At 27.5% G+C, this 16,238-nt stretch carries 14 protein-coding genes; 13 read left to right on the top strand and 1 reads right to left on the bottom strand.

Features of this window, described 5'->3' with window-relative positions:
• Positions 1-260: 260 nt before the first annotated feature.
• The 12 genes from TY07_RS11255 to TY07_RS11200 all read left to right on the top strand — a co-directional run bounded on the left by TY07_RS11255 (position 261) and on the right by TY07_RS11200 (position 13,803).
• A complete protein-coding gene (locus TY07_RS11255) occupies positions 261-1,946 on the top strand; it encodes a carbon starvation CstA family protein (RefSeq protein WP_042399677.1) in 1,686 nt (561 codons plus the stop codon).
• Positions 1,947-2,316: 370 nt separating this feature from the next.
• Positions 2,317-3,153 (top strand): BglG family transcription antiterminator LicT, encoded by an 837-nt coding sequence (gene licT, locus TY07_RS11250; protein ID WP_042399675.1) that lies wholly within the window; start codon positions 2,317-2,319, stop codon positions 3,151-3,153.
• Between the two features lie 300 nt (positions 3,154-3,453).
• Positions 3,454-5,346 carry a beta-glucoside-specific PTS transporter subunit IIABC gene (locus TY07_RS11245; RefSeq protein WP_042399672.1) on the top strand — a complete coding sequence of 631 codons (1,893 nt, stop codon included), beginning with the start codon at positions 3,454-3,456 and terminating at the stop codon, positions 5,344-5,346.
• A gap of 82 nt (positions 5,347-5,428) precedes the next feature.
• Positions 5,429-6,838 (top strand): glycoside hydrolase family 1 protein, encoded by a 1,410-nt coding sequence (locus tag TY07_RS11240; protein WP_157029179.1) that lies wholly within the window; start codon positions 5,429-5,431, stop codon positions 6,836-6,838.
• Positions 6,839-7,037: 199 nt separating this feature from the next.
• On the top strand, positions 7,038-7,319 hold the full coding sequence (locus TY07_RS11235; RefSeq protein WP_042399664.1) for a hypothetical protein: 282 nt from the start codon (positions 7,038-7,040) through the stop codon (positions 7,317-7,319).
• Between the two features lie 39 nt (positions 7,320-7,358).
• A complete protein-coding gene (locus TY07_RS11230; RefSeq protein ID WP_042399660.1) occupies positions 7,359-8,069 on the top strand; it encodes a protein kinase family protein in 711 nt (236 codons plus the stop codon).
• Positions 8,070-8,152: 83 nt separating this feature from the next.
• Entirely contained in the window at positions 8,153-8,716 is a 564-nt protein-coding gene (locus tag TY07_RS11225; RefSeq protein ID WP_042399657.1) for a hypothetical protein, read from the top strand.
• Between the two features lie 199 nt (positions 8,717-8,915).
• Positions 8,916-9,833 (top strand): patatin-like phospholipase family protein, encoded by a 918-nt coding sequence (locus TY07_RS11220; protein WP_042399654.1) that lies wholly within the window; start codon positions 8,916-8,918, stop codon positions 9,831-9,833.
• Positions 9,834-10,074: 241 nt separating this feature from the next.
• Positions 10,075-10,530 (top strand): GatB/YqeY domain-containing protein, encoded by a 456-nt coding sequence (locus TY07_RS11215; protein ID WP_242833254.1) that lies wholly within the window; start codon positions 10,075-10,077, stop codon positions 10,528-10,530.
• Between the two features lie 114 nt (positions 10,531-10,644).
• Positions 10,645-11,820 carry a YibE/F family protein gene (locus TY07_RS11210; protein ID WP_052330703.1) on the top strand — a complete coding sequence of 392 codons (1,176 nt, stop codon included), beginning with the start codon at positions 10,645-10,647 and terminating at the stop codon, positions 11,818-11,820.
• Positions 11,762-12,565, top strand: a complete 804-nt coding sequence (locus TY07_RS11205; RefSeq protein ID WP_052330702.1) for a YibE/F family protein — start codon at positions 11,762-11,764, stop codon at positions 12,563-12,565. The genes TY07_RS11210 and TY07_RS11205 overlap by 59 nt, the downstream gene beginning before the upstream one ends.
• A gap of 185 nt (positions 12,566-12,750) precedes the next feature.
• A complete protein-coding gene (locus TY07_RS11200) occupies positions 12,751-13,803 on the top strand; it encodes an HD-GYP domain-containing protein (protein ID WP_042399651.1) in 1,053 nt (350 codons plus the stop codon).
• Positions 13,804-13,941: 138 nt separating this feature from the next.
• On the opposite strand, the gene TY07_RS18095 is transcribed toward TY07_RS11200, so the two are convergent.
• The gene (locus tag TY07_RS18095; RefSeq protein ID WP_157029177.1) at positions 13,942-14,088 is read right to left on the bottom strand and encodes a hypothetical protein; all 147 of its coding nucleotides are present in this window, start codon (positions 14,086-14,088) and stop codon (positions 13,942-13,944) included.
• A 247-nt stretch (positions 14,089-14,335) separates the two neighbouring features.
• On the opposite strand from TY07_RS18095, the gene TY07_RS11195 reads away from it, so the two are divergent.
• On the top strand, positions 14,336-16,099 hold the full coding sequence (locus TY07_RS11195) for an aminopeptidase P family protein (RefSeq protein ID WP_042399648.1): 1,764 nt from the start codon (positions 14,336-14,338) through the stop codon (positions 16,097-16,099).
• Positions 16,100-16,238: the final 139 nt, after the last annotated feature.

Genomic DNA, 16,238 nt, shown 5'->3' with positions numbered 1-16,238 from the left:
ATTTAATTTTTATTTATTATCTATTTAATATAAAAAGTGGTGAAAGCCACTTTTTTGTTTTAAGTTTGTTAACAAATTAGAAATAAATTAGGTCAAGTAAACGATTTCTGTGAAAAGAAGTATATGGAAAACGTTGTAAAATAGTAATTTGATAATAATAAATGATAAATATTTACAGAATACCATAAAAGTGTTATTATTATTAATAATCTCCTAATAGGAGAGCGCAATTATAATTAAATATAGAGGGGGCATTTTAAATGAATGGATTAACTATTGTAGGGTTAGCCATAGTTGTATTAGGAATTGCCTATGTGACTTATGGAAGATATCTTGCTAAAACTTGGGGAATTGATCCAAATGCAAAAACACCTGCTTATACAAAAGAGGATGGAGAAGATTACATTCCAACACCTAAAGCAGTTGTGTTTTCACATCAATTTTCATCAATAGCAGGGGCAGGACCTGTAACGGGGCCAATTATAGCAGCAATGTTTGGATGGGTTCCAGTGTTATTATGGGTACTTATAGGTGGAATATTTTTTGGAGCAGTTCATGATTTTGGAGCATTATATGCATCAGTAAAAAATGAAGGTAAATCAATAGGTGGATTAATAGAACAATATATAGGAAAAGCAGGAAGAAAGTTTTTTTTCTTATTTGCTTGGATTTTTACTTTACTAGTAATTGCAGCATTTTCAGATATAGTTGCAAGTACATTTAATGGATTTGGAGAAGGTGGAGCATTAAATACACCTAATGCATCAGCAGCATCTATTTCAATGTTATTTATTGTTGTAGCTATGATATTTGGTGCATTTATTAAATATAAAAAGCCAAGTCAAAGTTTACAGTTTATAATAGGTGTAGTACTTTTAGTTTCAATGTTAGCTATAGGTATTGCTTTTCCATTATACTTTGATAAAACTACTTGGTTAATAGTAACATTTGCTTATTTATTTTTAGCATCAATAACACCAATGTGGTTATTAATGCAACCAAGAGATTATTTAAGTACATTTTTATTAATTGGAATGATTGTTGGAGCTGTTTTAGGAGTTGTAGTTGCAAGACCCGAAATGAATTTACCAGCTTTTGTTGGATTTGAAGTTGATGGTAAATATTTATTTCCAACTTTGTTTATTACTATAGCATGTGGTGCAGTATCAGGATTCCATAGTTTAGTATCATCAGAAACATCATCAAAGCAAGTTAAGAATGAAAAGGACATGCTTTGCATTGGATATGGAGCTATGTTAATAGAATCACTACTTGGTATTGTTGCTTTAGTGGTAGTTGGAGCTGCAGCTGTTGGGGGAAAAATGCCAGAAGGAACACCTTTTGCAATATTTTCTAGTAATGTTGCAGGTTTCTTAGGATTATTAGGTATACCACAACATGTAGCTACTTGTATAATGACAATGTGTGTATCAGCATTAGCATTAACATCACTTGATTCTGTTGCTCGTATTGGACGTATGTCATTACAAGAATTATTTAAGGATGATTCAAAAGAAGTATCTGGTATTTCTAAGATAATGACTAATAAATATTTTGCAACAATTATTACATTAGTAATTGGACTTGTGCTTTCACTTGGTGGATATAATAACGTTTGGCCATTATTTGGAGCAGCAAATCAATTATTATCAGCTTTAGTGTTAATAACCCTAGCAGTATTTTTAAAATCTACAAAGAGAAAAGGCTTTATGCTTTGGGCACCTATGGTTGTAATGTTATCAGTAACATTTACGGCTTTAGTTCAAGCTATACTTGGAATTATGAAGAAAATTGGTGCAGGACAATTTGTGTTCCTAACAGATGGATTACAATTAATATTTGCACTGTTATTAATAAGTTTAGGATTTGTAGTAGCAGTTTCTTGTTTTAAAAAGTTGTTTTCAAAGGATAATAAAGTAGAAGCTGCAAGTAATAATGCAGTATAAATTTTAGTTTAAATTTCAATATGCAAGTGATAGGTTACCAAATAGAAAATAAAAATTTATTTTTAGAAATTAGGTATTAATTTAATAATTAGATTATAACTTATCACTTGTAATTTGAAATTTTTTTATTATTAAATAAGTAGGGTTTAAAGTTGTATTATGAAATAACTAAATTATGTTAAATAAAAAACAATTCTATTAGTTGACATAGAAAAATCACTATGATATCTTTATCATAAAGACAATAAGGGACATGGGTTGTTACTGGTTATGCAGGCTTTACCAAATTATTTATGACATTATAAAAAATGTTGTTTTATTTGAGTATGGTCTTTTTTTGTACTTTAAATTAAAGAAAAGGTGTTAGTAAATGAAGATAGATAAGATAATCAATAATAATTTAATTAGAACCTTTGATAATAACGGTAAAGAAGTTCTTGTTATGGGATGCGGATTAGGATTCCAAAAAAAAATTGGAGATACTGTAGATAAGAGCAAAATAGAGAAAATCTATTCTATTGAAAATAAAAATGATTCTAATAAATTAATGACTTTACTAGCAGAAATACCTTTGGAGTATATTCAGGTTTCTAATGAAATTATTTCTTATGCAAAGTATTCGTTAGGGAAGAGATTGGATGATAATGTTTACGTAACATTAACTGATCACATTAGCTTTGCAATAGAACGTTATAAACAAGGGTTAAATTTTAAAAATGCTTTATTATGGGAAATTAAAAGGTTTTATAATCATGAATTTTTAATTGGTAAGGAAGCCTTAGCAATTATTAAAAAAAGATTAGATGTAGTTTTACCAGAAGATGAAGCTGCATCAATAGCTATGCATATTGTAAATGCAGAGCTAAATTCAAGAAATATGAATGAAACACTTGATATCACTAAGATGATTCAAAATATCTTAAATATTGTAAAATTCCATTTCAACATAGAATTGGACGAGTATTCATTACATTATGAGAGATTTATAACTCATTTAAAATTCTTTGCACAAAGAATGATTAGTGGAAAGATAATAAAAGATGATGATACTAATTTCTGTGAAATGATAAAAACACAATATAAAGAAGCTTATTCATGTGCAGAAAAAATAAAAAAATATGTTTTAAAAGATTTTAATCATGAACTTTCAGATGAAGAAATGATGTATTTAACAGTTCATATTAAAAGAATAATAAAAGAAGATTAAAAAAACTCAGCTCCTTTAGTTCTATGAGTACACTAAAGTGTACCTTCAAGGAGCAAAATTGAAATTTTGACTTTCAGGCAAGTTGGATTAACTAAATCAAATATTTAGAATCTTACTTAGGATTGTTACTAGTAATGTAGGCTATACCTAAGAAATATAGATTTGAGCGCTCATCTATATTTCTTAGGTTTTTTTATAAATAAAAGCTTAGTTATGAAAGGTAGTTACCGTAAGCAGTAGATACTGTATTATGGGCTTTACTTCATTAAAATTAATAAATTTTAAATGGAGGATATTAAAATGGATTATGCAGTAGTTGCAAAAAAAATATTAGAAAAAATAGGTGGAGAAGGTAATGTTAACAGTGTACAACACTGTATGACAAGACTTAGATTCATATTAAAAGATGAAAGCAAGGCTGATGATGAAGCTATAAAAAAGATTAAAGGTGTTATGGGTGTTACAAAACAAGGTGGCCAATATCAAGTTATTATTGGTAATAATGTTGGAGCATGCTATAAAGAAATATTAAAGTTAGGGAACTTTAAAGAAGGAAATTCAAATGAAGTTAAAGAAAAAAAAGGGGTATTTACTAGTATATTAGATGTAGTATCAGGATGTATGTCTGCAACAATGCCAGCAATCGTTGGGGCAGGTATGATAAAGGTTTTACTTGTAATATTACCAATGATAGGAATATTATCAGAAACTAGCCAAACATATACTATTTTAAGTGCTTTAGGAGATGCAACATTTTATTTCTTACCACTAATACTTTGTATTTCTGCATCTAAAAAGTTTAATATAAACGCTTATACTTTAGCAGCAGTAATTGGTGTTATGGTATATCCGGATTTTATAGGATTAGTTGATGCTGGTAATAAAATATCATTATTTGGATTGCCAGTTGCATCTGCAAGTTATGCTTATTCTGTAATTCCGGTAATTATGATGGCATGGGTAATGACATATATTGAAAAATTTACGGATAAAATTACTCCAGCAGTTACAAAGAATTTCTTAAGACCGATGTTAACACTTTTAATTGCACTTCCAATAGCTTTAGTTGTTATTGGACCTATAGGATTCTATGCAGGTGAAGTTTTATCAAGTGCAATGGTATTTATTTATGACAAAGCAGGTTGGTTTGCAATAATGGTAATGGGTGCATTAATGCCTTTATTAGTTATGACAGGTATGCATTGGGCATTTGTTCCACTTTCATTAATGAATATAAATAATCCTAATGTTGGATTTGATACTTTATTATTAGTTGGTATGTTAGCTTCTAACTTAGCACAAGCATCTTCATGTTTAGCAGTATTCTTTAAATCAAAAAATAAAGATTTAAAACAAGTTGCTGGTGCTTCAGCTGTTTCAGCATTCCTTGCAGGGGTTACTGAACCAGCAATGTATGGTGTTACTTTAAAATATAAGAAACCATTATACGCTTGTATGATTGCAGGTGGTATTTCAGGGTTATATGCAGGATTTGTTGGATTAAAATGTTTCGTATTTGCTACACCGGCTATTTTATCAATAGTTCAATTTATAAATCCAGCTGGTGGATCTAACTTTACAAATGCATTAATAGTTGCAGCAATGACGATTGTTATAGCATTTATATTAACTTGGGTATTTGGATTTGAAGATCCAGCTAATGAAGAAGAAGAAGAAAGTCAAGAAGAAGAGATTGCAGCAGATATAGCAGTAAATGAAGAGAAAACTAGCCCACAAACTGATGCAGTAGTATTAGCACCAATTAAAGGTAAAGCAGTTTCTTTAAGTCAAGTTAATGACATTACATTTTCAGAAGAAATAATGGGTAAAGGGGCAGCTATAATTCCAAGTGAAGGAAGAGCAGTATCTCCAGTTGATGGAGTAGTTTCAGCAATATTTGAAACAAATCATGCAATAGGATTAACTGCAGATAATGGCGCTGAAATATTAATTCATATTGGTTTAGATACAGTTAGGCTTGGTGGAAAGTACTTTACTGCTCATGTAAAGAATGGGGATAAAGTAAAAGCTGGGGATTTATTAGTAGATTTTGATATAAAAGCAATACAAGAAGAAGGATATGACACAATTACTCCAGTATTAGTTACAAATCCAGATAACTATAGCAATATTTTAACTTTGATAGATAGAGATGTTAATGAAAAGGAAGAGTTTATTAAAGCAACTAAATAATTTAAACAAAATGTTGTATCGAAATACTATTATATTTTAATTTTGATACAACATAAAATTAAAATATATGGAGGTAGTAAAAATGATTAAGTTTCCAGAAAACTTTTTATGGGGTGGAGCTACAGCAGCTAACCAATTTGAAGGTGCATATAATGAGGATGGTAAAGGATTATCAATTCAAGATGTTATGCCAAAAGGAATAACAGGTGCTGCAACTGAAGAACCAACAGCAGATAATATGAAATTAATTGGTATTGATTTTTATCATAGATATAAAGAAGATATCAAATTATTTGCAGAAATGGGCTTTAAGACATTTAGATTATCTATTGCATGGTCAAGAATATTCCCAAATGGTGATGATGCAGAACCAAATGAAAAGGGATTAGAGTTTTATGATAAGGTATTTGATGAGTTAGCTAAGTATGGTATTGAGCCTTTAGTTACTTTATCTCATTATGAAACACCTTTACATCTTGCAAAAGAATATGATGGATGGGTAGATAGAAGATTAATAGGTTTCTTTGAAAAATATGTTAGAACAGTGTTTACAAGATATAAGGACAAGGTAAAATATTGGTTAACATTTAATGAAATTAATTCAGCGTTACATTTTCCTTTAATGAGTGCTGGAATATGGACTCCAAAGGAAAAGTTAAGTAAGCAAGATCTTTATCAAGCAATGCATCATGAATTAGTTGCTAGTGCATTAGCAGTTAAGATTGGTCATGAAATTAATCCTGAATTTAAAATAGGATGTATGATTTTAGGTGTACCAAATTATCCATTAACTCCAATGCCAAGTGATGTATTAAAAGCTGTAGAACAAGACAGAGGAAATTTATTCTTTGCTGATATTCATGCAAGAGGAGAATATCCTAAGTACATGAATAGATATTTTAAGGAAAATAATATAGAAATTAAATTTGAAGATGGAGATAAAGAAATACTAAAAAATACAGTAGACTTTATTTCGTTTAGTTACTATATGAGTTCATGTGCAACAGCAGACCCAACGAAAAAGGCTGGGAAAGGAAACTTAATTGCAGGGGTTCCAAATCCATATTTAAAGGCATCAGAGTGGGGATGGCAAATAGATCCTGAAGGTTTAAGATATATCTTAAACTTCTTATATGACAGATATCAAAAACCATTATTTATAGTTGAAAATGGGCTTGGTGCTGTAGATGAATTAATTACTGATGAGCATGGAAATAAAACTGTAAATGATGATTATAGAATTAATTATTTAAATGATCATTTAGTTCAAGTTGCCGAGGCTATTGAAGATGGTGTTGAACTAATGGGATATACTACATGGGGATGTATTGATTTAGTATCTGCATCAACAGCTGAGCTTAGAAAAAGATATGGTTTCATTTATGTTGATAGAAATGATGATGGAACTGGAACTTTAGAGAGATATAAAAAGAAAAGCTTCAATTGGTATAAAGAAGTAATTGCCACTAATGGTGGAAGTTTAAAAAGATAATTATTTATTGGGTAATATTTAATTTAATGTATAAAAATAAAATAAAATAAAATTTCGGAAAGACACCTACATTTACTGATGTAGGTGTTTCTTTTTTATACATAATAAAGGTTAAAGTAACACTATTAAAATAAAAAACATAATATATAGTAAGTATAAGTAGTTAGTTAATTATGCTAAAAATATAGAGGTGTTATGTATGGATAATTATGAGGAAAGATCACGTAGAGGTCACAAATATTATTCAATTAATAGAAATAGTAGGTTACAAGAAAATGAATTGAAAGAACTAAAAGAAATAGGCGGAAAGAAAGTCTTAAAGATATTATTAGCTAATTCAAGTAACCCATTAATGGATATAGAGTCATTAGAAAATTCCTTAAGTCCATTATATAGTGATTTTAATAGAAGAACCGTATATTCTTATAGTCTTGAAGAGGAGAAATCACTTTTGAATTTATATTATGGCTATTTACAATAATAGTAATATAACGAAAGTGTAACAAGAGATAAAAACGATATGGACAAGTATTTTAAACCAAATGATATGGTAAATGGATATAGGGTTATTAAAATTATAGGACAAGGAAGATATGGAATTGCATATTTGGCTAAAAACAATCAAGGGGAAAAATGTGTTATTAAGCAATTAAAGAGTAAAATGCTAAATGTTACAAGAGATAAGTTATTTTATGAAGAAGATATTTTAAAAAGTTTAGATAGTCCAAGATTTCCTAAGTTTATTTCAAAGTTTAATGATGGAGTCAGAGAAGGATATTTATTAGAGTATATTGATGGTAGAGTGTATTATGATTTAATTAGTAAATATGATTATGTATTTAGTAGAAAAGAGATATATAATACAGCAAGTCAACTTTTAGATTTAATAGAAATTTTGCATAGTAGTGGTATAGTACATCGAGATATTAGACTTCCTAATGTTATCATTATGAAAAATAGTAAGCTAGCATTAATTGATTTTGGATTGGCTCGATATATTGATGGGTATTATAAAGAGAAGATGGATTATTGGTATATAGGAGATTTTTTAATACACTTATATTATTCATCTTATGAACCGGTATATGCAGAGGAAAGACCGTGGTATATGGAATTAAATTTAACTTCCCAAGAAAGAACCCTTTTAAAAAGATTAATGGGATTAGATAGAAGGTTTAGAAGTATTGATGAAATACGTGAACAATTATATAGAATTAAGAGTAGGTATTAGGAGAAAGCACCATGTAGTGTTAAATTCTAGTATAATATTACATGGTGTATTATTAAGATAAGAAAATAGGGGAGTGGGCTATAATGGAAGCTATAAGGATATTAGAAGTATATCCAGAAAGTTTTAGGGCAAATATTTATACCGATGATCCATTTAGAATGATTGGATTAATAGATGTAGATATTGAATACACTTATGGAATTGAGAGAGTAACATTAGCATTTTATAGATCCTCAGGAACAAATAGCGGTAAGATACAGGGATTATGGTATCCTATAGTTGGAATAAAAATTAAAAATGGAAAATTTACTGAGTTTTCAAGTGATATAAATATAATTATGAAAAATTCTACTAGACAAGGAAAAGGTAAAAAAGGGTGGCTGGCAAAATCAATATTCTTTTCTAAAAAGATAGATGCAAATTATCAAAAAAGAGGATTTTCATATGGAAGGCATTATGAAAAACTATTAGGTATTGGAGAATTATTAAGGCAGTTATATAATAAGCAAAAATATATATATGATAATTCTTTAAGTGCTAAGGAGTATAATAAAATACTGTATTCTGAGGAAATAAAACAAGGAAATAAATTAAGTCAAAAGGTGAATTTTGATAATTTTATAAAAGATGTATTTGAGCAAAGATAATTAAACTAAGACATGTATTGCTAAAAATTTAGTAATACATGTCTTTTTAAATTAATAATCATAAATTAGTTTAAATTTTAGAATGTATATAGTAATAATAATGTGTTATGAAATATTTTGAAAAATTAATATTTATAGTATAATTATGTAAATAAGAGCGATTAGCATTCAATTTAAGTAAAGTATAGGAAGGAATAGTATGAAAATAGGATTAGTATTAGCAGGCGGTGGTGGAAAAGGAGCATATGAGCTTGGTGTATGGAAAGCTTTAAAAGAATTAAATTTAGCGCAATATATATCGGTTTTTTCAGGAACGTCTATAGGTGCATTTAATTCTGTATTATTTGCTATGGATGATATGAAAAAGGCAGATGAGCTTTGGGAAGAGGTAACCATGGATAAATTAGTTCCTATTAGTAAAGGGGAATTAATAAAAAGAGGAATAGGTTTATATATTGGAGGGAAAAATCTTCAATTGGCTAAAAAGTTCTTAACTGATAAACTTGAACATGGAGCTATAGGTAATGATGGGGCCGTTGAAGTATTAGAAAAATACTTAGATTTTAATAAGATTAAGGAAAATAATAAAATATGTTATGCTGCATGTACAAAATTACCAGATCTAAATGCAAAGTATTTTAGGATTAATGATTATGATGAAGAAATAGGTAAAAAAATAGTGTTGGCTTCAGCTTCATTACCATTAATATATGAAAGTACAGAAGTATTAGGTGAGAAATATATTGATGGAGGTATTGCAGACAATGTTCCTATTCAACCTGTATACGGTGAAAAGTGTGATATTATAATTGTAGTTTTATTATCTAAAGAAGTGCAAATAGATAGATCGCTTTATCCAAATTCAAAACTTATTATAATATCACCAGAAAATCTAGTTGAAAATACGTTAACAGGAACATTAAATTTAGATACAGATGCTAAAAGGGTAAGAATAAGTGAAGGATATAATGATACAATCAATAAACTTGAGCCAATTGTAGAATTAATAAATTATATAAATTTAAAAGAGGAAGAAGAAAAGAATCCAGTTTTATTTAAATTATATGAGTATTTAAAAACTATTAAAAAAACAAGTACTAAGAAAGCAAAAGGATAAATACTTTATAAATGAATTCGTATGATATTAGATGAGGTTAATGTAGAAGTTATTGAGCTGTCATTTGATAATTTTATAAATTTATAAAGAAGTGGATAGAATAAAGTTAGAATTTATTAAATTTAATATTATTAGTATAATTATAAGTAAAGGTAGTAATGTTTGATTTTGAATACAAAACTGGTATAATTTACTTAAATAAAAATTTAAAATGAAAGCGAGGTAGGTTAGTTTAAATTTTATGACTAGCCAAATAAATATGTTAAAAGAGACATTAAAAAAAGATGAAATAGCTGCTATGAAAGCAAGAGATAAAGCAAGAGTAAGTGTTTTAAGATTAGTTAATTCTGAAATTAAGGCATATGAAGTTAACAATAGAGAAGAAATTTCAGATGAAAATGTAATAAAAATAGTAGAAAAGAGTATTAAGCAAAATAAAGAAGCTTTAGAATATGCAAAGCAAGCTAATAATGAAGAAAAAATAGCTGAAGGGAATTTTGCAATCGAAGTATTAACTCCATATTTACCAAAACAATTAACTGAAGAAGAAGTTAGTGCGATGTTAAGAGAAATAATTACAAATGGTAATTATACTGCAAAGGATATGGGAAAGATAATGAAAGAAATTATGCCAAAGGTTAATGGGAAATTTGATAGATCTAAAATTAATCCTATGGTAAAAGAGATTTTAGTATAATATTATATTATAATGGGCATGTATCATAATTATTAAGATATAGCCCATTTTTTATTTGCAATAAATTATATATAATTTATTTGATTTATTTATAAGATAAAGAAAGGAGTAAGTATGGAAATGATAAAAAGGTATATAAAAAATAATAAAGGACGATTTTTTACTGTTCTTATATTTTTTATAGTATTTTTGGTTTTATTTATTTGGACTAACAATAATTATAATATTTATAAATCTACAATAGCAAAAGTAATAAGCTTAGAAAATGTTTATGATAAAACTGAAAAAGGAACAAATGATATAGAAGAAAAATACTATATTCAAACAATGGTTGTGAAAGTAAAAAATGGACAGTATAAGGGGCAACAAATAACTTTGAAAAATTCATATTCATCATCAATGTTAATGAATGAGAAATATAAAAAGGGTGATGATTTATTTATAAGTATTAATGAAAACAGTAGCGAATTATCAGGGAGTATTATAGGATTAAAAAGAGATAAATTTATAGTTTTACTTATTGGATTTTTTGTTATAGCTTTAGTTGCTGTAGCAGGAAGGTTTGGAATATTTACATTATGTACTTTAATTGCTAATATAGTAGCATTTATATATTTTATTAAACTTTATGTTTCAGGCAAGGATTTTATGTTAATAAATGTTTTAATGATTATTTTCTTTAGTGTAGTTACTTTATTGATACTAGGGGGATTTTCTAGAAAGAACATTGGAGCAATTTTATCTACACTAATTACTACTTTTTTAATATTTGCACTATATAAGATTTCATTAGCTTATACTGGAGATTTACATTATGAGTTAATGGATTATATTGCAGGGCCTAATGATTTAGAGAATATATTTTTATCAGGGGTTTTAGTTGGATGTTTAGGAGCTGTTATGGATGTAAGTATTACAGTAAATTCTGCAGTTAATGAGTTGGTAAATGCAGCAAAATCTATTACATTAAAGCAGTTAATTAAATCTATTAGAGAAATAGGTCATGATATTATGGGAACAATGATTAATGTTTTAATGTTTTCTTATATTGGAGGAAGCTTATCTATTGTAATTTTAAAAATAATAAATGGGTATAATTTTCAAAGATTAATTCAATTTGATATATCTTTTGAAATAATAAGATTTTTAGTAGGAGCTATAGGAATAGTTTCAGCTGTCCCTATATCAGCTTGTGTAGCTCTATTATTTTTTAGAAAGGGGATGAGTAAGAATGATAGTGTTGCTAACAATAGTATTGCTGATGTTAATGATTCTAGTAGGAGGAGATAGGGGCGCAAAGTCGTTTATTGCACTTGCATGTAATGTGCTTTTATTAGTAATGGCTGTATTTATTATTAGTCATGGGGTAAATCCTGTACTTGTTACAATCATTGGAACTATAATTTTTTGTCAGATAACATTAATTTATCAAAATGGACATAATTTAAAGACCTATGCAGCAGTAATTTCGGTGGTAGGTGTTATTTTATTGCTAAGTTTATTAGTTTCAATATTAGGAACAAAGTCTAATTTGGGTGGATATAGTGAATTAGATTTAAGTTCTGAATTAAGTGTATACTTATCTCCTAATATTAATATAAACATGAATCAATTAATGATATGTATGATTATTATAAGTTTATTAGGAGCAGTAATGGATACTGCTATGGCTATTACATCTTCACTATATGAATTTAACGAAGTTAATAGTGAATTAACTTTTTCTGAATTAGTAAGATTAGGTTTTAATGTTGGAAGGGATATTTTAGGGACAACTGTTAATACAATATTTTTTGCTACTATAGGTGAAACTATGATGATAGGAATATTATTTATAAAAAATAAATATACTTTTGAAAGTGTTATTAATTCAAAAGAATTTTATAAGAATTTATTCGATTTAGTTATTTCTAATATAGGATGTTTATTAATAATTCCTATAAGTATTTTTATTTGTACTTATATGATTAAGAGTAATAATAGTTTTATTAAAAAGGTAAAGGATTATTGCCAAAAGATGAGTAATGAAAATTAAATTTTAATTTTATGTAAAAATGCTACATAACACCTAAATAAATGTAGTATTTTTCTGTATTATATTACAAGATAAAACATAATATTCTATAAAAAACTATAATATTAAAAAAATATATATTATGTTATAATAAGGAATATGAGGGGAGATAAGTTGGGGATTGTGTATAAGGGGTAAATATAATAATGAAAAATCATATTTTAGTAATTAATAATAATTTAGAAGACATTGAAAAAATAAAAAATATATTAGGTAAAGTCTATAGAATTACTATAGTCAAATCAACCCAAAAAGCACTTGAAGTGGTAAAAGATGATACACCAGATTTAGTATTAGTAGATATTAGTTTAATTAGAATTAGTGAAGATGAATTTATTAAAATAATAAAAAAAAATAAGAAGTTATATAAAATACCAATAATCTTTATAGCGGCTAGTTTAAGATATAAAGATGAAGAGCTGAATATGGAATTAGGTGCAATAGATTTTTTAAGAAAACCTATAGAATCAGAGATAATGCTTAAAATAATAAAGCTTAATTTAGAATTAAAAAACTATATAAAAGATTTTGAATATAGAATTCATGAAAGAAATAATAGAATTGAGGATTTAAAAAATGCATTGATATTATCTTTATATGAATTAGTTGAATGTAGAGATTCTCATACTGGAGAGCATGTAAAGAGAACAGCAAAATATGTTGAGATATTGACTGAAGAATTAGTTAAAGAGGGGATTTTTAAAGAGATATTAACAAAAGAATATGTTAAAGATATGATTAGAACAGCTTTATTGCATGATATTGGGAAAATTGGAATTGATGATGCAACTCTTTTAAAAGCAGGATCATTAGATAGCGATGAATTTGAATTTATGAAGTTACATACGACTTTAGGAGCAAAGGCATTACAAAAAATAATAGATGAAATTAAAGAAGAAAATAAATTTCTAAATATCGCTAAGGATATGGCTCATTATCATCATGAAAAATGGGATGGCACAGGATACCCAAAAGGGTTAAGTAAACTAGATATTCCTCTTTGTGCTAGGATAATGGCTGTTGGTGATGTATATGATGCATTAACAACCATGAGACCTTATAAAGAAGCATTTTCACATGAAAAAACTGTAGAGATTATTTTAAAGGGAAAAGGAACAAGTTTTGATCCGAATATTATTGAAGTTTTTGAGAAGATTCATATTAAATTAAAAGTTGAAAAAGAAGCAATGAATAAATAGTCAATTATCAGTTTTATTTATAATACAAAAAAAGTTAGGATGGAGATGATATCCTAACTTTTTATTGTTTTAAAAGTACCAATTTTATTGGTATTAGTATGAGGCATATCAAAAAAAAATAGGTTTGGCTAAGTGTACTTAGAAACAAAGGAATAATAAAGGCCATATTAACCAAGCATTACCAAATCCACAACCATTATTGAAATTTCCACAGCATCTATTATTCATACAAGAGTTGTTATTTCTACAACAATTTCTTCTACAATTATTACAATTGTTTCTCATGTTTACTCCTCCTATAAATAGTAAAGCTTGTTTTTAGAGCTAAACTATTTTGCTTATACTATAATATACTCAAAGGTAGTAATTTGGTGCACATAACAACAAGAAATGTAAATAAAAATATATTTATTTTACTTAATTTTTAAGAAGAAGCACGCTATAGAGAATAATATTGAGAATCTATTTTATTATTTTAATAAATAATATAAAATAATAGTAATCAAAAGGAGAAATAAAAAGAAAAGAGGGAATAAAAATGAGTAGACTTTTAAAGTTAAGAGAATCAATGAAAAAATATAATATAAATTATTATATAATTCCAAGTTCAGATCCACATCAAAGTGAATATGTAGCAGAGTACTATACGGGTAGAGCTGCGATTTCAGGTTTTACTGGATCAGCAGGAACATTATTAGTTGGAGAAAATGAAGCTAAGTTATGGACTGATGGAAGATATTTTATTCAAGCTGCAGAACAGTTAAATGGAACAGGAATAGACTTAATGAAAATGGCTACACCAGGCTATGATACTATAAATGAGTGGATAGAAAAGAATGTGTATGAAGGAGAAACTATAGGGTTTGATGGAAATTGCTATAGTGTTAATCAGTATAAAGAACTATTAAATATAAGTAAAAAGAACAACTTTAATATAAAAATGGACAAAGATCTATTAGAAGAGGTTTGGGAAAATCGACCTAGTTTACCTAAATCAAAAATATTTATTCATGATGTAAAGTATTGTGGAAAAACTGCTAATGAAAAGTTAAAAGCTGTAAGACTCGTTATGAAGGAAAAGAATGTAGAAAGTTATTTATTAACTTCCTTAGATGATATAGCTTGGTTATTTAACATAAGAGGAAATGATGTTTTGTTTAATCCAGTAGCATTAAGCTATTCAATAATCACTGATACCGAAGCTAAACTATTTATTGATAAAAGCAAGGTAAATAAGGAAGTTGAAGATGAGTTAAAATTACAAGGAATTGAAGTGTTTGAATACCTAGAAATTGAAGAAGAAATAAAGAAACTTAATGGTAAAGTGCTAATAGACCCTGCAAAAGTTAATGCAAAATTATACTCTTTATTAAAATGTGAAATAAAAGAAGAGGTAAACTTAACAACTAATTTAAAAGCAATAAAAAATAATGTTGAAATAGAAAGCTTAAAGAATTGCCATATTAAAGATGGAGTTGCAATGGTTAAGTTTATCAAATATTTAAGAGATAATATAGGAAAAGAAAAGATTACAGAATTATCAGCTAGTAAGGTATTAACTGAACTTAGAAGTAAGGAAGAACTAGCAATGGGTGATAGTTTTGGAACTATAGCAGGGTATAAAGAACATGCAGCAATGATGCATTATAGTGCTACAGAGGAAAGTGCTTATGAGCTTAAAGAAGAAGGATTATTTTTAGTAGATTCAGGTGGACAATATTTAGATGGAACAACAGATATAACAAGAACTTTTGTTTTAGGAAATATTACAGAAGAAGAAAAAAGGGATTTTACGTTAGTATTAAAGGGACATATTAATTTAGCTAATGCAAAATTCTTAAAGGGTGCTACTGGAGGAAACTTAGATGTATTGGCAAGGGGACCTTTATGGCAATATGGATTAGATTATAAGTGTGGAACAGGTCATGGAGTTGGATTTTTCTTAAATGTTCATGAAGGCCCACAAGGAATAAGACCGTATGGAAATAATGTAGTTTTAGAGCCAGGAATGATATTAACTAATGAACCAGGTGTTTATAAAGAAGGTAAATTTGGAATAAGAATTGAAAATATTATGGTAGTAGTTGAAGATGAAACTAATGATAATGGAGAGTTTTATAGATTTGATACAATATCATACTGCCCTATAGATTTAAATGGAGTTAAGGTTGAGTTATTAAATGATGATGAAAAAGCATGGCTAAATAACTATCATAAGAAAGTATATGATAATCTTTCTCCTTATTTAAATGAAGAAGAAAAAGAAGTTTTAAAAATGGAAACTAGAGAAATATAAATATTGTGTAGGAATTTAGTTGATTTATATGATATAGAAAGAAATATTATATTGTAATACAAATTGTTTATGGAATTTTAATATAGAAATAAAGAAAAAATAAATGGAGTATCGTAAGGGAAGTTATATTAATTTCTGT

This window comes from Clostridium saudiense (assembly GCF_000577815.1).
Classification (GTDB): Bacteria; Bacillota; Clostridia; order Clostridiales; family Clostridiaceae; genus Clostridium; species Clostridium saudiense.
The sequence above is the reverse complement of the archived record's forward strand: the minus strand, read 5'-3'. Positions and strand labels throughout refer to the sequence as shown.